Genomic DNA, 19,218 nt, shown 5'->3' on the forward strand with positions numbered 1-19,218 from the left:
GGGATTACGACCTTTGAAATACGCACACTCCGTGCGCGGGCCCATGCCAGACAGCCATGATGACCGGATTATCCTCTCCGGCGAAGGGAGGAACGGCGCGCCATTCCCCCTCAGGTAAAACCATATCGACCACCTCTGCGGTGGCGTTCAGCGTGAGCAGCCAGCGATCAGACAACTGGACCTGCATACACGCTGCGCCCTGCTGCCACTCCCCGGCAGTCAGCGGCTGGGCGTTTTGATTAAGCCAGCGCACGTTGCCATCCCCCTCCTGCCACCAGCGGTTGCCGGTCAGCGCCGGAATGCGGCGGCGCAGGTGGATCAGCGCCGCGGTAAACGCGGTTAATCCCGGGTTCGCCTGGCGCCAGTCCAGCCAGGTCAACGCGTTATCCTGGCAGTAGGCATTATTGTTGCCGTGCTGGCTGTGGCCCTGCTCATCGCCCGCCAGCAGCATCGGCGTCCCCTGAGCCAACAGCAGCGTCGTCAGCAGCGCATGCACGCTGGCACGCCGCCGTTCAATCACCGCAAGATTGGCGTCTAATCCCTCTATACCATGATTGTTGCTGTAGTTATTGTTAGTCCCATCGCGATTCTCCTCCCCGTTTGCCTCATTGTGTTTCTGATTGAAACAGACGCAGTCGCGCAGGGTGAAGCCATCATGGGCCGTCACCAGGTTGACCGTCGCCGATGGCAGCTTGCCATCGCGAGCAAAAATATCGCTGGAAGCAGCGAAGCGTTGGGCAAAGTCACCCAGGGAGACGTTTTGCTGCAGCCAGAAACGACGGGCAATATCACGAAAATGGTCGTTCCACTCGGTAAACAGCGGCGGAAAATTGCCCACCTGATACCCCCCCGGGCCGATATCCCAGGGTTCTGCAATCAGTTTCACCTGCGACAGCACGCTGTCGCGGCGGATAGCCTCGAACAGCGGCGCATCCTGGCGGAATTCCGGCGTCCGCCCCATCACCGAGGCAAGGTCGAAGCGAAAGCCGTCGACATGGCACTCGTCCACCCAGAAGCGCAAACACTGGCGCGCCCATTCCACCACCCCGGGGTGGCTGAGATTGAGCGTATTACCGCAGCCGGTCCAGTTGTGATAATCGCCATCCTCCCTTACCCAATAATAGCTACGGTTGTCGATTCCGCGCAGGGAGACGGTGGGTCCTTCAAGATCGATTTCCGCGCTATGGTTGAGCACAACATCCAGAATCACCTCGATGCCGGCGGCATGAAGCGCCTTAACCGCATCACGAAACTCATCGAGGGCACGCGCGGGGTCGCTGGCATAGCGCGGATCCAGCGCAAACCATGCCAGCGGGTTATAGCCCCAGTAGTTACTTAACCCCATCCGCTGCAGACGCGGCTCGCTGGCAAACTGCGCCACCGGCATCAGCTCAAGCGCGCTGATGCCCAGCGATTTGAAGTAAGCGATCATCACCGGGTGGCCCAGCGCCTTATAAGTTCCGCGAATGGCTTCCGGCAGCTGCGGGTGCAGCAGGGTGAGTCCTTTCACGTGCGCTTCATAAATCACCGTTTCCCCCCACGGGGTACGCGGCGGTTTATCGCCAAGCCAGTCGTAATGCAGATCCACCACTTGCGATTTTGGCGCGATTGCGGCGCTGTCGCGATGATCCGGCTCCCACATTCCACCATGCAGGCGTTCGTCATCCGGCAGATCGCCCTCGACCCGATGCGCGCAGGGATCGAGCAGCAGCTTTGCCGGATTAAAGCGGTGCCCCTGCGACGGATCCCAGGGGCCATGCACCCGGTAGCCGTAGCGCAGGCCCGGCCCGGCAGCGGCCAGCCAGCCGTGCCAGATGTCACCGCTGCGCGCCGGGAGGTCGAGGCGTTGCTCATTGCCTTGCTCGTCGAACACGCACAGCTCCACCCGCTCCGCATGGGCGGAGAAGAGCGCGAAGTTCACTCCCTTACCGTCATAGCTGGCGCCCAACGGCGCAGGTTTGCCTGCCGCGAGGGTAGTCATTGCGCCTCCCGAACCAGCCAGATCGTCGCCAGCGGAGGCAGGGTCAGCGATAGCGAGTGCTCGCGGCCATGGCTGGCGATCGCGTCGCTCTCCACCACACCGCCGTTACCCTGGTTGCTGCCGTGATAGTGCATTGAGTCAGTATTCAACGCCTCGCGCCAGCGTCCCGGCTGGTTAATGCCGAAGCGGTAGTCGTGGCGCGGCACCGGCGTAAAGTTGCTGGCGACGATAATCTCATTCCCGGCCCGGTCACGGCGCACAAAGACAAACACCGAACGCTCATGGTCGTCGACCACCAGCCATTCGAAACCGTAGGGGTCAAAATCCAGCTCGTGCAGCGCTTTATGGTGACGATATGTGTGGTTCAGGTCGCGCACCAGTCGCTGGACGCCGTGGTGCCAGTTATCGCCGCCTTCCAGCAGATGCCAGTCGAGGCTGCCATCGTGGTTCCACTCGCGGCCCTGAGCGAACTCATTGCCCATAAACAGCAGTTTTTTACCCGGGAAGGCGAACAACCAGCCGTAGTAGGCGCGCAGGTTGGCGAACTTCTGCCAGGCATCTCCCGGCATGCGGTCGAGAATCGATTTTTTACCGTGTACGACCTCATCATGGGAGAGCGGCAGCACGAAGTTCTCGGTGTAGTTGTAGAGCATGCCGAAGGTCATTTTGTCGTGATGGTAGCGGCGATGCACCGGATCGAGCTTCATGTAATCCAGGGTGTCGTGCATCCAGCCGAGGTTCCATTTGAACCAGAAGCCCAGCCCACCGCCGGCTGGCGGACGGGTGACGCCGGCAAAATCGGTGGACTCTTCCGCCATCGTCACCGCGCCCGGCGTCTGTTCGCCGAGGATGCGGTTGGTGCTGCGCAGAAACTCAATGGCTTCCAGATTTTCCCGACCGCCGTATTCGTTGGGGATCCACTCACCTGCCTTGCGGCTGTAATCGCGATAGATCATCGAGGCCACCGCGTCGACCCGCAGGGCATCAATCCCGAAGCGCTCGATCCAGTACAGCGCGTTACCGACGAGGAAGTTGCTGACTTCGCGGCGACCGTAGTTGTAGATCAGGGTATTCCAGTCCTGGTGATACCCCTCGCGCGGATCGCTGTGCTCATACAGCGAAGTGCCATCAAACGAGGCCAGCGCAAAATCATCCGCCGGGAAGTGGCCCGGCACCCAGTCAAGAATGACGTTCAGCCCGGCGGCATGCGCGGCGTTAATAAAATAACGGAAATCGTCGCGGGTGCCGAAACGGCGGGTCGGCGCATAAAGCCCGGTGGGTTGATAGCCCCAGCTGCCGTCGAACGGGTGCTCGTTAACCGGCAACAGTTCGAGATGGGTGAAGCCCATCCATTTCGCGTAGGGCACCAGTTGGTCGGCCAGCTCGCGGTAGCTCAGCCAGAAATTATTGTCAGTATGACGGCGCCAGGAGCCGAGATGCACTTCATAGATAGAGATCGGCGCATCGAACTGGTTCGCCACCTTGCGATCCGCGGGCTGTTCTACTTTTGGCGGCAGGTCGCAGATAAGCGAGGCGGTGTCAGGACGCATTTGCGATTCAAAGGCGTAAGGGTCAGCTTTGACCCGCAGATGGCCGTGGGCATCAATCAGTTCGAATTTGTACAGTTGGCCGTTATGCGCACCGGGGACGAACAGCTCCCAGATCCCGGACTCTTTGCGGAATCGCATCGGGTGGCGTCGGCCATCCCAGTAGTTAAACTGCCCCACCACCGAGACGCGGCGGGCGTTCGGCGCCCACACCGAGAAACGGGTACCGGTGACGCCGTCCATGGTGGCAGCGTGTGCGCCCAGCGTTTCGTAAGGGCGCAGGTGGGTCCCTTCCGACAGCAGCCAGACGTCAAGATCCTGCAATAGCGGACCAAAGCGATAAGGGTCATCAATCAGGTTCTGCTGCCCGTGCCAGGTGACGGCCAGCTGATAGCGAAAGGCGTTTTTGCGACGTGGCAGAACGCCGCTGAAGAAACCACGCGAGTCGAGGCATTCGAGCTTGCCGACTTTGCGTCCGGTTTTCGGTTCAATAACCCACACTTCGGTGGCATCGGGTAATAATGCGCGCACTTCCAGCCCGGCGTCAGTACGGTGCATGCCGAGCACGGAAAAAGGGTCCGCGAAATGACCGGCGATTAGCGCATTAATCACGTCTCTATCGATATGATTAGACATGCTTTCATCCTGTTGTAAGTGTCGCTCATTCCTGTAACTGGCGACTTTTTTGACCTGAACGGCGCAGTGCTCTCAGCATCCTCCTGCTCCGTCCCACCTTCAGGTAAGGAGTTCCTTACTTAAAGCATAGCCAAGGCTGGGTTACCTCCGTGGGGAAAAATCTAACATCCGCGTTTACTCCTTGTATTACGCAAAAAAAAAGGGGGCTTGAAGACCCCCTTTATGTTCATCCTGCGCTTACGCCAGCTGCCGAAGCATCCGGCGCAGCGGCTCCGCGGCGCCCCACAACAGCTGGTCGCCAACGGTAAAGGCCGACAGATACTCCGGCCCCATATTCAGTTTACGCAGGCGCCCTACCGGGGTGGTCAGGGTGCCAGTCACCGCGGCTGGGGTCAGCTCGCGCATGGTAATCTCACGATCGTTCGGGACCACTTTGGCCCACGGGTTGTGCGCGGCCAGCAGTTCCTCAACGGTCGGGATAGACACATCTTTTTTCAGCTTGATGGTGAACGCCTGGCTGTGGCAGCGCAGTGCGCCAACGCGTACGCACAGGCCGTCTACCGGGATAACGGACGAGGTGGCGAGGATCTTGTTGGTCTCCGCCTGGCCTTTCCACTCTTCGCGGCTCTGGCCGTTATCCAGCTGTTTGTCGATCCACGGGATCAGGCTGCCCGCCAGCGGCACGCCAAAGTTATCGACCGGCAGTTCGCCGCTGCGGGTCAGCGACGTCACTTTGCGCTCGATATCCAGAATGGCGGAAGCCGGGTTCGCCAGCTCTGCCGCAACATGGTTGTGCAGCTGACCCATCTGGCTCAGCAGCTCGCGCATATGACGCGCACCGCCGCCGGAAGCCGCCTGGTACGTCGCCACGCTGACCCACTCCACCAGATCCTGGGCAAACAGGCCGCCGAGGGACATCAGCATCAGGCTGACGGTACAGTTGCCGCCGACAAAGGTTTTGACACCGTTGTTCAGGCCGGCGGTAATCACGTCCTGGTTAACCGGGTCGAGGATAATGATCGCATCGTCCTTCATGCGCAGCGACGACGCGGCGTCAATCCAGTAACCCTGCCAGCCGCTTTCGCGCAGCTTCGGATAAATATCGTTGGTGTAATCGCCGCCCTGGCACGTGACAATAATGTCCAGAGCCTTCAGCGCGTCCAGATCGAACGCATCCTGAAGCGTGCCACCGGTGCTACCGCCGAATGACGGCGCTGGCTGTCCCAGCTGGGAGGTAGAGAAGAACACCGGGCGAATGGCGTCGAAATCGCGCTCTTCAACCATGCGTTGCATGAGAACAGAGCCGACCATTCCGCGCCAGCCGATAAAACCAACATTTTTCATAACGTATTCCTGCGAGGTGTGTGCTGTTTGTGCCTGGCCAGTTTCCAACTGGATTATCCCTCACCTTACAAAATGCAGCTAAAGTCGCAAGTGAAATTAATCAATGATTGCTGAACAATCAGAAATGCAACTTATCCTGCACATTGTCCACCGTCGCTGGTCGTCGTCAAAAACGCAACGATTATCGGGGAAATCCCCCGGGGAATGGAATATTTTCCGTCGCTATTTTATTGATCCTGATTATGGATTAAGCGCGAAATCGAGTGATTTGCCGCTTGCCAAAAAAAAGCGACAAACCCAGACACAGCAAGGCCTGATGAGGGATACGAGTCTTGTCGTAGTGCTCATCGTCGTGGGTGGCGGAAGGGGAAAAGAGGGATAAAGGGCGGCTTATGACAAAGAAGCCAGGGTAAGCAGCGTTACCCTGGCTTTTTATTCCCCGCGAGCGGGAGGTGAGCGGGCTTAGCTCAGCAGCTGGAAGGCGATCATACCGACAATCGCCCCGGTGGTACCCAGGATGGTTTCCATCATGGTCCAGGTTTTCAGCGTCTGGGCTTCCGTCGCACCGGTAAATTTACCGAACAGCCAGAAGCCGGCATCGTTCACGTGGCTCACCACAATCGAGCCGCCGGCGATACAGATAGACAACGCTGCCATCTGCGCGCCGCTGTAGTTCAGTTGCTCAATGACCGGCATCACCAGACCGACCGCCGTCAGACAAGCAACGGTCGCGGACCCCTGAATGATACGGACGGCAGCCGCCAACACGAAGCAGGTAATCGCAATCGGCAGACCCAGGCCTGTCAGCGCTTCGCCGAGCGCCGGGCCGACGCCGGAGTCAACCAGCACCTGCTTGAAGACGCCGCCGGCGCCGATCACCAGCAGGATAATCCCCGCCGGCTGCAGCGCGTGGCCACAGATCTCCATCACGCGGTCTTTCGCCATCCCCTGGCGCATCGCCAGACCGTAGATCGCGACCAGACAGGCAACCAGGATCGCGGTGAACGGATGGCCGATAAACTCGAACCATTCGTAGGCGGTAGATCCCACCGGCACAAAGCGCGCGGCGATGGTTTTGAGGCCTACCAGCACCAGCGGCAGCAGGATCAGCGACAGGCTAAAGCCGAAGGACGGCATTTTGCCTTCGCCGAGATGCGGTTCGCTGATATCGTCAGGAATGTGCAGCTCAACGTAGCGGCTAATGAAATTCCCCCATAACGGACCGGCGATAATCATCCCCGGGATCGCCGCACACAGGCCAATCAGGATCATCCAGCCAAAGTCGGCGTGCATCTGCGACGCCAGCAGCATCGGCGCCGGCCCCGGCAGCAGGAACGCCGCGGCGGCGGCAACGCCTGCAAACAACGGGATCACCAGCTTCACAAGGTTAGTGCCGGTATGGCGCGCCATCGAGAAGGCGACGCTAATCAGCAGCACGATCGCCACTTCGAAGAACAGCGGCAGCGCGCAGATAAGACCGGCAAGACCAATCGCATAGTGCGCGCGGCTATGGCCGAAGGATTTGAGCATCTTGACGGCAATCTGATCGACCGCCCCCGTTTCATGCAGGATCTTACCGAACATCGCGCCGAGCGCGACGACGATCGCCAGGAAGCCCAGCGTACCGCCCATCCCTTTCTCCATCGTCGCCGCGATTTTATCCAGCGGCATNCCGGAGAAGAGACCTGCACCAATAGAAACCACCATCAAAGCCACGAAGGCGTGCATCCGCGCTTTCATGACTAAAAACAGCAGCAGCAATACCGAGCCGACTGCTGTTAAAACAAGCGTTAAAGTACTCACTAGTGACTGCCTTTGTTGATCACCTCGATGGTGCTGGCCACCACGCCTTCCAGCGGCTGGTCGATATCGACGATAAGCACATCGCTCTCGTCGGCGCCTGGTTCCTGCAGCGTTTCAAACTGCGTCACCAACATTTGGGTTTTGAAGAAGTGTCCTTTGCGTGCCTTCAGACGGTTTTCGATCACGTCGAAATCGCCTTTCAGATAGATGAAGGAGAGGTTCGGGTTGCCCTTGCGCAGAATGTCGCGGTAGCTCTTCTTCAGCGCCGAGCAAACAATCAGCGACACCTTGTTGGTACGCTGCATGGCAAACGCGGCGTCATTCAGCGCCTGCAGCCACGGCGTGCGGTCATCATCGTTCAGCGGCTCACCGGAGGCCATCTTGGTGATGTTGCTGCGCGGATGCAGAAAGTCGCCGTCAAGAAACGCGGCATGCAGTTGATGCGCCACTTCGCTGGCGACAGCGGATTTCCCGCTGCCGGAAACGCCCATCAGAACATAGACGTGGTGATCATGATTAGTCGTGCTCAAAGCATCCTCCCACCGGACAGGTACGCCGCACCGTGGCTGACTCATCCAGCGCGAAGGCGGCGTATCGGTTGATTGTTACGGGTAACTGTTATCGGTAACATTGTCATGCCGGATCTGTGGAGAAGCAATATCCATTCGTGCCAGATGTGAATATGTGTGATCTACTTCAAACTTGTCAGTTTAAATTGATCCGCCCGGTGACAATGTGAAACCTAAATCTAACATCTTAGGGGTAATCGTTTCACCACGAATGCGCGCCAGCAGCCGTTCGGCGCCGATGCGCCCCATCCGCTCGCGCGGGGTCAGGACGCTGGCCAGCCGCGGCTCCATCACCTGGCCGATATCGTGGCCGTGGAACCCGGCAATCGCCATATCATCGGGGATCTTCAGCCCCAGGCGCTGGCATTCAAACGCCGCGCCGACCGCAAGGTCATCGTTGGTACAGAAGATACCGTCAAGCTGCGGATATTCGCGGCGCGCCTGACGCATCAGCTCGATCCCCGACGAGTAGGACGAAGATTGCTCCACCATCACGCTATAGGGCGTCATCCCGGCGTCGAGCATCGCCTGCTCGTACCCCTTCTGTTTGATGATAGTACGTTCATCGAGACGCGCCCCCAGATAGGCGACGTGGCGATGGCCGCGGGCGATAATCGCCGCGGTCATCTGCCGGGCGGCTTCAAAGTTATCAAACCCGACGGCGATATCGAGGCACGGCGACCGGCTGTCCATCAGCTCCACCACCGGAATGCCGGCGACTTCAATCATCTTCAGGGTGCGAGGCGTATGGGTGCGTTCGGTAAGGATCAGACCGTCAATGTTCCAGGAGAGCATCGATTCGAGGCGTTTCTCTTCCATTTCCGGCTTATAGCCGTAGTGCGCCAGCATGGTTTGATAGCCGAAGGCGTCGGTGACGCTTTCGATACCGCGCAGCACTTCCGAGAAGACCTGGTTGGTTAACGATGGCAGCAGCACGCCGATGGCGCGACTGGTCGCGTTGGAGAGAATGTCAGGGGCGCGATTGGGAATATAACCCAGTTCATCGAGGGCAACGGCAATCTTGCCACGCAGCGCTTCGGAGACCTGCTCCGGGTTGCGTAAATAGCGACTGACCGTCATTTTGGTCACGCCGACAAGATCGGCTACATCCTGAAGTACGGGTCTTTTCTTTTTCATCGTCCTGACTGTGATCAACGGGGAAACATTTTCTCAGTTTATCACGGACAAAGCGCAACCTTCCCCAACATCGGAAAAGGCTGCGCAATTTATTTAACCTGGCTCAGATAACTATCAAACCGGCGGCAGATCGAACAGCAGGATCTCGCTATCGCTGTCGGCGTGAACCGAAATCGCCTGCTCGTCCCAAATCGCCAAACCGTCGCTGGTGGTGGCTTTGGTACCGTTGATGGTCACTTCACCTTTGACGACCTGGATCCACACGCGGCGTTCCGCGGCAATCTGATGAACCGACTGCTCATCTTTCAGCAGCGCCCAGCGATACAGCTCCATATCCTGGTACACTTTCAGCGAGCCATCTCGCGCATCTGGCGACAACACCAGCTGTTTACCCTGCGTGGCGTCGAAGCGGCGTTGCTCGTAGCGCGGGGTAATGCCGGTTTCTTCCGGAATAATCCAGATCTGATACAGACGCAGACGATCGGTTTTACTCGGGTTGTACTCAGAGTGGCGCACCCCGGTACCCGCACTCATGATCTGGAACTCACCCGCCGGCACCTGCTCTTTGTTGCCCATGCTGTCCTGGTGCTCCACCGCCCCTTCCAGCACATAAGTCAGGATTTCCATATCTTTGTGCGGATGGGTACCGAAGCCCTGACCAGCGTCGATGACGTCGTCGTTAATCACCCGCAGGGCAGAGAAGCCCATAAAATTCGGGTCATAATAGTTGGCGAAAGAGAAAGTATGCCAGGAATCCAGCCAACCATGGTTAGCGTGGCCACGTTCGTTCGCTTTGCGTAAGTAGATCATGTTGCACCCCCGTATGTTTTCGATGGATTCAGTGTGGACCCATTTCGCCGGCGATCATAGAGGGTGAAAATTGACTCCTCTGTTCAAAAAATATGAACAAGCGCCGAGGAGCCCGTTTTGCTTATTTTGCCAGGGTGATGGTGGCCGGAGAAGGCTGCTCAAAGCCGCGCTGCAGGATCTCCATATTGGTGAGAACGTCAGATTCCTTGACGTAATTCGGCTGGCCGTTGACGAGGGTGTCATACAGCGCGTCGTACACCCGACCGTAGTCGCCGGTCTCCAGCGGCACTGCTTCACGCACCGTCTCCCCCGCCTCGTTGACGTACACCAGCTCGCCGACGCTGTCGTCCGCCCCAAAACCCGGCTCGCCCGGCATGATATTGGCCTTCAGGCTGGTCTCCTGCTGGTCAATGCCGTATTTCACAAACGAACCTTTATGGCCGTGAACGATAAATTTCGGGTAGTCGATCTGCACCAGATGGCTGGTCTTAACGATGGCCTTCAGATCGCCGAAGAACAGCTGGGCCTCAAAGGTGTCATCCGGGTTGGCTTTATTGCGCAGCGAACGCAGATCGTAAGAGACATGGTCCGGGCGGCCGAACAGCGAAATTACCTGATCCAGGGTATGCACGCCGAGACCATAGAACTCGCCGTTTTGCGGGCCGCCGGGGTTGGTCTCCGCCACCGGGCGGTAGTTATCGAAATGGCTTTCGATCTCCACCAGTTCGCCGAGTTTCCCGCTCTCAATCACCTTTTTGGTGGTCAGGAAGCAGGAGTCGAAGCGACGATTCTGGTAGGGCGTCACCGTGAGGCCCTTGCTGTTTGCCAGGGCAAACAGGGTTTTGGCCTCCTCCAGCGTCGGGGTGAACGGCTTTTCCACCAGCACGTTTTTCCCCGCCTCCAGCGCCTTTTTCGCATATTCAAAATGGCTGTCGGCGTGAGTGCAGACCACCACCAGATTGACCTGTGGGTCGTTTAACACGTCATCAAGATCGCTGGTGAAATGGATATGGGAATACTGCGGTGCCTGCTCCTCGGGCTTCGCCCGGCGGCGGTAGATATGCGCCACATGCCAACGGTCTTTGCGGTGCAAAACGTAAGGAAGATGGTAGCGGGTGGTACTTTTGCCGAAGCCAATAAATGCGCAGTGCAGAGTCATAACGCTGTCCTTAGTTGATGAGCTACCTTCAACCATAGCGCAAGCCGGGGCATGACTTCATCCTCTCTGTCCGCTTTCCGCGAAGATTCGCCAGAAAAAACGTGCGAGCATCACTCCGACGGACACATCAATAATGAGTTAATTTACATCAAGTTAAACCATCACTTTGCCATTACAAGCCTTGAGCAAGGCGGCAAGTCGGTGGAGAAGTGGCAGGGCTGGCCGCGGAGGAGCAGCATCCTCACTCTGCTGACGGATCTACAGCAAAGCATCGAGCCGGTCGGCGAGACGCAAAAAAAAAGCCAGCACCCGGCTGGCTAAAGTAATACTGGAAGCAATGTGAGCAATGTCGTGCTTTCAGGCTTTCCGCAGGGGTCTTCCTGAATGCAGAGCAATAATAATCATTCTCATTCGCAGTTGTCTACTTTTTTTTGCAAATAATGCGTGTTGACTCGAACGCTGTAGTCAGTGATGTTTAAAGGGACTTTTCACCTGAATGAGGAACAAGGAATGAGTGACATCGTGATACGCCATGCTGAACCGAAAGATATTGACGCGATTCGTCAAATTCACGCCCAGCCGGAGGTGTATCACAACACGCTACAGGTCCCTCATCCATCCGAACATATGTGGCGGGAGCGGCTAACCGATACGCCCGGCGTGAAGCAGCTGGTGGCCTGTATCGATGAGCAAGTCGTCGGCCATTTGAGCATTGCCGTCGTCCAACGTCCCCGCCGTAGCCACGTCGCCGATTTTGGTGTCAGCGTGGATTCGCGCTGGCACAACCGCGGCGTCGCCAGCGCGCTGATGCGTACCATGATTGATATGTGCGACAACTGGTTACGCGTCGAGCGTATTGAGCTGACGGTGTTTGCCGATAACGCCCCGGCAATTGCGGTGTATAAGAAGTACGGCTTTGAGATCGAAGGCACCGGCAGGCGTTACGCGCTGCGTAACGGTGAGTATGTGGATGCGTATTATATGGCGAGAATGAAGTAGCGTGTTGCCGGGTGGCGGCTTCGCCTTACCCGGCCTACCGTTCGTGCGGCCTGCCTTTAATTTATTCACCATGCTGGCTGAAACTGCCGGTGTTGATGGGCCTCAAAATCGCTGAGACGTTCCCGGAAGGCCGGGGCAGCCCGCATGGATGCGGGCTGAGGGCCGTGTTTTGCACGGATGCTGCCTCGGCCCGACCCGAAGCCTGCCGGGATAAGTCGAAGGTACCACGAAGTGGCGATTTTGGCGGCCAGAGCCCGGGAGTACAGAGGGCGGCGGCGACTGGCCGCCCTCTGTGCGCTCCCTGCGCCGTGAGAGTCATAACGCAGAAGAAATATCGGGAGCGCAATGTGCTCTGAATTAACACAAAGCATATGTTTTTCCCGGGCCAAAAAAGTTGCAAACCGATAACAGTATCTACGTTCGCACAGTTGTAGGCCCGGTAAGCGCAGCGCCACCGGGCAACACATCAATACCCCGCCGTTAAATCATCCGGCGAACGTGGATCGGAGGCGCCATACAGCATGCCGTCCGGCCCTACCATGATGCTCTGGGTACTGCCCATCGCCTCTTTCAGCGCCACTTTCTGCCCCTTCGCCTCCAGTAGCTTCAAGGTATCCGGGCTAAAGCCTTTCTCCACCCGCAGCTCATCCGGCAGCCATTGATGGTGGAAGCGCGGCGCGTTGGTGGCTTCCGCGACGTTCATCCCGAAATCGATGGTATTGACCACCATCTGCAGCACGGTCGTGATGATCCGGCTGCCGCCCGGGCTGCCGGTCACCAGCCAGGTTTTGCCGTCTTTCACCACAATGGTCGGCGACATCGACGACAGCGGGCGTTTTTTCGGCTCCACCGCATTGGCGTCGCCGCCTACCAGACCATAAACGTTAGGCACGCCGGGCTTCGCCGAGAAGTCATCCATCTGGTTATTCAGCAGAATGCCGGAGTCCCCCGCCACGATGCCGGTGCCAAAGGTGGTATTCAGCGTATAGGTCACCGCCACCGCATTACCCTCTTTATCGACCACCGAGAAGTGGGTGGTCTGGTTACTTTCATAGGGCGCCAGCTTGCCCGGGCGGATCTGACTGGAAGGTTTGGCCTTGTTGACATCAATCTCGGCGGCAATTGCTTTGGCGTAAGCTTTGCTGGTCAGCGCCTGCCACGGCACTTTGACGAAGTCAGGGTCGCCGAGATATTCAGAACGGTCGGCATAGGCGTGTTTCTCCGCCTCTGCCATTACCTGCATGGCGTCGGCGCTGCCAAAGCCATACTTCTGCATATCAAAATTTTCGAGGATATTGAGGATCTGCACGATGTGGATCCCGCCGGAAGACGGCGGCGGCATGGAGTAAACTTCATACCCGCGATAGTCGCCGCTAATCGGCGTACGTTCGACGGCCTTATAGCTGGCGAGATCGGCTTTGGTGATAAGTCCGCCGTGCTTTTTCATCTCGTCAGCGATCTGGTCGGCGATGGCCCCTTTATAGAAGGCGTCCGGGCCGTGCTCAGCAATCAGCTCCAGGCTCTTACCGAGATTCTTTTGCACCAGTCGATCGCCCTTTTTCAGCGGCTCGCCGTTCTTCCAGAAGATCGCTTTACTGTTTTCATGCTGCGGGATCACTTCGCTGCCGTAGGTTTTCAGATCGTCCGCCAGCGCATCGTTAACAATAAAGCCCTCTTCCGCCAGCTTAATCGCCGGGCGGATCACTTTGTTCAGCGGCATGGTGCCGTACTTTTCCAGGGCGAGGGAGAAGCCCGCGACGCTGCCTGGCGTGCCGGAGGCCAGATGCGAAGTCAGCGATTTTTTACTGTCCGGGTTGCCCTGGTCGTCAAGGAACATGTCGCGGGTGGCCTGTTCCGGCGCCATTTCGCGGAAATCGATCGCCGTGGTCTGGCCGTCTTTAGTCCGCAGCAACATAAAACCGCCGCCGCCGATATTACCGGCCTGCGGATGGGTGACCGCCAGCGCGTAGCCAACCGCAACTGCCGCATCGACAGCGTTGCCGCCCTGGCGCAGAATATCCACGCCGACGCGGGTCGCCAGCGCGTCCACCGACGCCACCATCCCCTGCCGGGCGCGTACCGGGTGGAACACATCTTCCTCTACGCCATAAGAGACCGGTGGCGGCGGTGGCGGATTGGCGGCGACGGTGAAACTGCCGCCCGCCAGCAACGCAGCGATGACCACCTGGCGCCATATTGTTGTTTTTATCATTGTCTTACTCCTGAAAGGTAGGTTTCATTCCCCGCTTAAGCCTGGTTGATAACGCCTAAAAAATCATTGTTATGGCAGATTCGAGGTACACTTAAGTGATCCCACGCACGGGAGGAGAAAACCATGAAAGCGATTCTGTTTCTGGCGGCGCTGATGCCGCTTGGCGTATTAGCCCAGCCGATCAATGTTAATAACAACCCTAACCAGCCGGGTTACGTGGTCCCCAGCCAGCAGCGCATGCAAAATGAGATGAAGGTGCAACAACAGCAGCAGCAGAGCATGCTGAAGCAGGATCTGAACAATCAGACCCGCTCGCAGCAGCAGCATTTGCAAAACCAGTTGCAGACGAATCAGCAGCGTGCGGCCCAGGGCGGCAATCTCAATCCGCAGCAGCAGGTGCTACCGAACAACAACGGTGGAATGCTGCGGCAGACCAACCCGTAAAGGTCAGCCGCAGCAAATCCGTCTTAAGGCTGGAAATTCGGCCCGATGACGTCAATGGCATCGGTGCAGATGCAGTCTACGCCCCAGCGCAGCAGCTCGGCGGCGCGCTGGGGTTTATTGACCGTATACACCAGAATGTGCAGGCCGGCCTGTTTCAAGCTTGCCACCCGCGCCGCATCCAGCAGTTTGTGGTTGAGATGAATCGACACGCAGCCCAGCCGGGTGGTCAATTCGCGCCAGTCATCGCGCCACTCATCCAGCAGCAGCCCGCGCGGCAGCTCGGGCGCGGCTTTCTGCGCCGCTTCCAGGGCATCAATTTCAAAAGAGGAGAGCAGCGGCGCGGTCATGCCTTGCCACAGATCGCGCGCGGCCAGGGCCACCACGTTGCCGGTCTGCGGCCCCAGCCCGGTGGTCGGCTTAATTTCGATATTCGCCATCATACCGTGACGGCGGCAGCGCTCCGCCACCTGAGAGAGCAACGGCAGCGGCTCACCCTTAAATTCACGGCTGAACCAGCTGCCGGCATCGACCTTCAGCAGATCGTCCCACGCCAGCTCGCCCGCCACGCCCCAGCCGTTGCTGGTGCGTTCGAGATTATCGTCATGCAGCAGAAAGATCTGCCCGTCCTTCGACAGCTTGGCGTCAAATTCAATCATCGTGTGCCCGTAGCGGGCGCCGACGTCGATAGCCGCCAGGGTGTTCTCCGGCGCCAGTTTACCGCCGCCGCGATGGGCGACGATGCGGGGATAAGGCCAGTTACTCATGCGCGTTGTCCTGTTTCACCATCAAAGAGATGCAGATGTTCCAGGGGCAGATGCAGCCATAGCGTACTGCCGCCCGCCGGGCGCTGCTGATGCGGCAGTCTGACCACCAGCTTCTGCTCGCCCCAGCGCCCGTGGGCGAGGTTATCGGCACCTAAAATTTCCAGGGTATCCATCAGCAGCGGGATGCCGCCTTGCGCCTGCGAGCTTAAAATAAAGTGCTCCGGGCGGATACCGAGCGTCATTTTACGCCCGGCGTAGCGCCGATGCTCGTGATTCATCGGCAGCTGTATGCCGCCTCCCAGCTCAAAGCGGCCGCCGTCATCGCTCACCCGCCCTTCCAGCAGGTTCATGGCCGGGCTGCCGATAAAGCTCGCCACAAAGCGGCTGGCGGGCTTCTCATACACTTCCACCGGGGTGCCGATCTGCTCGGCAACGCCTTTATTCATCACCATCACCCGCTGGGCCAGGGTCATCGCTTCGACCTGATCGTGGGTGACGTACAGCGAAGTCGTTTTCAGGCGGCGATGCAGCTGCTGCAGTTCCAGACGCATCTGCACGCGCAGCTTGGCGTCGAGATTTGACAACGGTTCGTCGAACAGGAATACCGCCGGGTCACGCACGATAGCGCGGCCCATCGCCACGCGCTGGCGCTGACCGCCGGAGAGCTCCCGCGGGCGACGCTTGAGCAGACCATCCAGCTCCAGAATACGCGCCGCCTCCTGCACCCGCTCGGCAATCAATCCCTTACCCATGCCGCGGATCTTCAGCCCCCACGCCATGTTCTCTTCCACGCTCATATGCGGATAAAGCGCATAGTTCTGGAACACCATGGCGATGCCGCGATCTTTCGGTTCCATCTCAGTCACCCGTTTGCGATCGATCCAGATATCGCCGCTGGTCACCCGCTCCAGTCCGGCAACCATCCGCAGCAGCGTTGATTTCCCGCAGCCCGACGGGCCGACCATGACGATAAATTCCCCGTCCGCCACGTCCAGCGTCAGCGGTTGAATCACCTGGGTTTTGCCATCCCAGCTTTTGCTTACTGCCTGTAGTTTTAAACCAGCCATTTTATTTCTCACTATCGACCAGGCCACGCACAAAGGCGCGCTGCATGGCTAAAACGATGACAACCGGCGGGATCAGGGTCAGCAGCATCGCCGCCATCACCTGATTCCACTGGGTAGTACCTTCGCCGGTGGCGATCATGCCTTTGATACCGGCGACGGCGGTGCCAAGATTCACATCCTGAATAATCAGCAGCGGCCACAGATATTGGTTCCAGCCGTAGATAAAGGTGATGACGAACAGCGCCGCAAGATTGGTTTTCGACAGCGGCAGCACGATGTCGCGGAAAAAACGCATCGGCGAAGCGCCATCGATGCGCGCCGCTTCAATCAGTTCGTCCGGCAGGGTCATAAAGAACTGGCGGAACAGGAAGGTGGCGGTGGCCGAAGCCATCAACGGCAGCGTTAAGCCGGCGTAGCTGTCGAGCATTTTGAGGTTGGCGATGACCTCCACCGTCGGGAAAATACGCACCTCGACCGGCAGCATCAGGGTGATAAAGATCATCCAGAAGAACAGGTTACGCAGCGGAAAGCGGAACCAGACGATGGCGAAAGCCGAAAGCATCGACACCACGATTTTGCCCAGCGTAATGCCAAACGCCATGATGAAACTGTTGAGCATCATCAGCCAGAACGGCGCGCTGTTGACGCCGACGCCGTTCACCCAGATGGTCTTCATGTTCTCCAGCAGATGGCCGCCGGGGATCAGGGTCATCGGCGTTTCGAACACCGATTGGTTATCCAGCGTCGCCGCCACGAAGGCGACGTACAGCGGAAATAAAATGACGGCAATACCCAGAATGAGCATGGTGTGGCTGAAAATCGTCAGCCCGCGACGGTTCTCAATCATTGGTAACGCACCTTACTTTCAACGTAACGGAACTGCACCACCGTCAGGATAATGACGAGGAACATCAGCACCACCGACTGCGCGGCGGAAGCGGAAAGATCGAGTCCGGCAAAACCTTCGCGATAGATTTTGTAGATCAAGGTGGTGGTGGCCTGCACCGGGCCGCCGGCGGTGGCGGCATCGATCACCGGGAAGGTGTCGAAGAAGGCGTAAACCAGGTTGACCACCAGCAGGAAGAAGCTCACCGGCGCAATCAATGGCAGCGCCAGCTTAAAGAAGCGACGAATCGGCCCGGCGCCGTCGATGGCGGCGGCCTCAACCAGCGAACGCGGGATCGACTGCAGCGCGGCGAAGAAGAACAGGAAGTTGTAACTTATCTGCTTCCAGACCGAGGCGAAAACCACCAGGAACATCGCCTGGCCGCTGTTCTGCGCGTGGTTCCAGTCGTAACCCAGCTCGCCGAGGAAATGGGTGATCAGCCCGCGCCCGGGGTTGAAGAGGAAGATCCACAGCACCGCCGCGACGGCGGGGGCCACAGCATACGGCAGCAGCATCAACGTCTGATAGAAGCGGCTACCGCGCACCACGTAGTCGACCAGCGCGGCAAAAAATAGCGAAATGAGCAGGCCGCTGGCGGTCACCAGGGTGCTGAATTTTATGGTCGTCCAGAACGAGTCCAAATAGTACGGGTCGTGGAACAGGGTGACGAAGTTATCCAGGCCGACAAACTGGCTGGAAAGGCCAAACGGATCGACACTCTGCAGCGAGTACCACAGCGCTTCGCCCGCGGGCCAGATAAAGAAAATCAGCGTGATAATCAGCTGCGGCGCGACCAGCACATAGGGCAGCCAACGCGAGCGGAATACCGGACGGGTTGATGACATTGAGATTGGGTTCCTGAACAATGCCGGGTGGCGGCTACGCCTTACCCGGCCTACATAGGGCACATCGTAGGCCCGGTAAGCGCAGCGTCACCGGGCAAGTTACAGATTACGATTTGGTCGCTTGCTCGAAGCGGCGCAGCAGTTGATTCCCACGCTGAACGGCGGAATCCAGCGCCTGTTGCGGGGTTTTCTTGCCGGTCCACACGCTCTCCAGCTCTTCATCGACGATAGTGCGGATTTGCGGCATGTTGCCCAGACGCAGGCCTTTGGTGAACGGCAACGGCGGCTTGTTCAGCATCTGGCGGGTGGCGATATCGGCGCCCGGGTTCTTATCATAGAAGCCCTGCTGGCGCGTCAGATCGTAGGCCGCAGTGGTGATCGGCAGATAGCCGGTTTTCTGGTGCCATTCGGCGGCGATTTCCGGTTTGGTCAGGAAGTCGAGGAACTTCGCCACGCCGGTGTAAGTCTCTTTGTCTTTACCCTGCATCACCCACAGGCTGGCCCCGCCGATGATGGCGTTCTGCGGCGCGCCTTTCACGTCGGCATCGTATGGCATCATGCCGACGCCGTAGTTGAATTTGGCGTACTGACGAATATCGGCCAGCGAGCCGGATGACGCGGTAGTAATCCCGCAGTCACCGTTATAGAACTTCTCGGTGGACTCGTCTTTGCGCCCGAAGTAGCTGAAATCGCCCTTCTTGTTCATCTCTTCGAGCAGAGCGATATGCTTCACCTGCTCCGGCTTGTTGAACTCCAGAACCGCGTCGGTACCGTCGAAGCCGTTATTCTTCGTGGCCACCGGCAGACCGTGCCAGGCGCTGAAGTTTTCAATCTGGATCCAGCCCTGCCAGCCGCTGGCGTACCCGCACTTCATCCCGGCGGCTTTCAGCTTCGCTGTGTAGGCCGCCAGATCCTGCCAGGTCTTCGGCGGCTGCTCCGGATCTAAACCGGCTTTTTTGAAGGCGTCTTTGTTGTAGTACAGCACCGGGGTAGAACTGTTAAACGGCTGGGAGAG

At 58.4% G+C, this 19,218-nt stretch carries 17 protein-coding genes and 1 pseudogene; 4 read left to right on the forward strand and 14 right to left on the reverse strand.

Translation table 11 applies throughout. The features are described from left to right. Positions 1-4 precede the first annotated feature (4 nt). From glgX to asd, 3 genes are all read right to left on the reverse strand, one after another. Positions 5-1,981: a glycogen debranching protein GlgX gene (glgX, locus tag CWM53_RS29305; RefSeq protein WP_100631031.1), complete on the reverse strand. Its 1,977-nt coding sequence runs from the start codon at positions 1,979-1,981 to the stop codon at positions 5-7. Beyond that, a complete protein-coding gene (gene glgB / locus CWM53_RS29310; protein ID WP_061153089.1) occupies positions 1,978-4,164 on the reverse strand; it encodes a 1,4-alpha-glucan branching enzyme in 2,187 nt (728 codons plus the stop codon). The genes glgX and glgB overlap by 4 nt, the downstream gene beginning before the upstream one ends. Positions 4,165-4,401: 237 nt before the next feature. Further along, entirely contained in the window at positions 4,402-5,508 is a 1,107-nt protein-coding gene (gene asd / locus CWM53_RS29315) for an aspartate-semialdehyde dehydrogenase (protein WP_061153088.1), read from the reverse strand. Between the two features lie 103 nt (positions 5,509-5,611). On the opposite strand from asd, the pseudogene CWM53_RS29320 reads away from it, so the two are divergent. Next, a pseudogene (locus tag CWM53_RS29320) lies at positions 5,612-5,974 on the forward strand (hypothetical protein). On the opposite strand, the gene gntU reads toward CWM53_RS29320, so the two are convergent. From gntU to CWM53_RS29345, 5 genes are all read right to left on the reverse strand, one after another. Then, entirely contained in the window at positions 5,971-7,311 is a 1,341-nt protein-coding gene (gntU, locus tag CWM53_RS29325) for a gluconate transporter (RefSeq protein ID WP_061153086.1), read from the reverse strand. The pseudogene CWM53_RS29320 and the gene gntU sit on opposite strands and share 4 nt — an antisense overlap. Continuing rightward, positions 7,311-7,841 (reverse strand): gluconokinase, encoded by a 531-nt coding sequence (gene gntK / locus CWM53_RS29330; protein ID WP_012540395.1) that lies wholly within the window; start codon positions 7,839-7,841, stop codon positions 7,311-7,313. Before gntK ends, gntU begins: the two co-directional genes overlap by 1 nt. Before the next feature lie 180 nt (positions 7,842-8,021). Then, the gene (gntR, locus tag CWM53_RS29335) at positions 8,022-9,017 is read right to left on the reverse strand and encodes a gluconate operon transcriptional repressor GntR (protein ID WP_074387042.1); all 996 of its coding nucleotides are present in this window, start codon (positions 9,015-9,017) and stop codon (positions 8,022-8,024) included. A 114-nt stretch (positions 9,018-9,131) separates the two neighbouring features. Continuing rightward, complete coding sequence (locus CWM53_RS29340; RefSeq protein WP_061153085.1) at positions 9,132-9,827, reverse strand: pirin family protein; 696 nt, start codon at positions 9,825-9,827, stop codon at positions 9,132-9,134. Between the two features lie 121 nt (positions 9,828-9,948). Beyond that, on the reverse strand, positions 9,949-10,986 hold the full coding sequence (locus CWM53_RS29345) for an oxidoreductase (protein WP_074387041.1): 1,038 nt from the start codon (positions 10,984-10,986) through the stop codon (positions 9,949-9,951). A 51-nt stretch (positions 10,987-11,037) separates the two neighbouring features. On the opposite strand from CWM53_RS29345, the gene CWM53_RS31545 reads away from it, so the two are divergent. Next, the gene (locus tag CWM53_RS31545; RefSeq protein ID WP_165785150.1) at positions 11,038-11,307 is read left to right on the forward strand and encodes a hypothetical protein; all 270 of its coding nucleotides are present in this window, start codon (positions 11,038-11,040) and stop codon (positions 11,305-11,307) included. A 189-nt stretch (positions 11,308-11,496) separates the two neighbouring features. Continuing rightward, positions 11,497-11,985, forward strand: a complete 489-nt coding sequence (yhhY, locus tag CWM53_RS29350) for an N-acetyltransferase (RefSeq protein ID WP_004181470.1) — start codon at positions 11,497-11,499, stop codon at positions 11,983-11,985. Between the two features lie 466 nt (positions 11,986-12,451). On the opposite strand, the gene ggt is transcribed toward yhhY, so the two are convergent. Continuing rightward, complete coding sequence (ggt, locus tag CWM53_RS29360) at positions 12,452-14,197, reverse strand: gamma-glutamyltransferase (protein WP_100729732.1); 1,746 nt, start codon at positions 14,195-14,197, stop codon at positions 12,452-12,454. Positions 14,198-14,320: 123 nt separating this feature from the next. Between ggt and CWM53_RS29365 the strand changes: the two genes are divergently transcribed. After that, positions 14,321-14,641 carry a DUF2756 family protein gene (locus CWM53_RS29365; protein WP_100676299.1) on the forward strand — a complete coding sequence of 107 codons (321 nt, stop codon included), beginning with the start codon at positions 14,321-14,323 and terminating at the stop codon, positions 14,639-14,641. Positions 14,642-14,664: 23 nt separating this feature from the next. On the opposite strand, the gene ugpQ is transcribed toward CWM53_RS29365, so the two are convergent. From ugpQ to ugpB, 5 genes are all read right to left on the reverse strand, one after another. Further along, positions 14,665-15,405, reverse strand: a complete 741-nt coding sequence (ugpQ, locus tag CWM53_RS29370; RefSeq protein ID WP_100729731.1) for a glycerophosphodiester phosphodiesterase — start codon at positions 15,403-15,405, stop codon at positions 14,665-14,667. Continuing rightward, entirely contained in the window at positions 15,402-16,472 is a 1,071-nt protein-coding gene (locus CWM53_RS29375; RefSeq protein ID WP_042946922.1) for a sn-glycerol-3-phosphate import ATP-binding protein UgpC, read from the reverse strand. The genes ugpQ and CWM53_RS29375 overlap by 4 nt, the downstream gene beginning before the upstream one ends. 1 nt (position 16,473) lies before the next feature. Next, complete coding sequence (gene ugpE / locus CWM53_RS29380) at positions 16,474-17,319, reverse strand: sn-glycerol-3-phosphate ABC transporter permease UgpE (RefSeq protein WP_064323935.1); 846 nt, start codon at positions 17,317-17,319, stop codon at positions 16,474-16,476. Further along, positions 17,316-18,203, reverse strand: coding sequence for a sn-glycerol-3-phosphate ABC transporter permease UgpA (gene ugpA / locus CWM53_RS29385; protein WP_061153076.1), 888 nt, complete (start codon positions 18,201-18,203; stop codon positions 17,316-17,318). The genes ugpE and ugpA overlap by 4 nt, the downstream gene beginning before the upstream one ends. 106 nt (positions 18,204-18,309) lie before the next feature. Beyond that, a partial coding sequence (ugpB, locus tag CWM53_RS29390) for a sn-glycerol-3-phosphate ABC transporter substrate-binding protein UgpB (protein WP_100750908.1) occupies positions 18,310-19,218 on the reverse strand: 909 nt, incomplete at its 5' end.

It is taken from the genome of Klebsiella sp. A-Nf5 (assembly GCF_002810545.1).
GTDB classification, from domain to species: Bacteria; Pseudomonadota; Gammaproteobacteria; order Enterobacterales; family Enterobacteriaceae; genus Klebsiella; species Klebsiella variicola.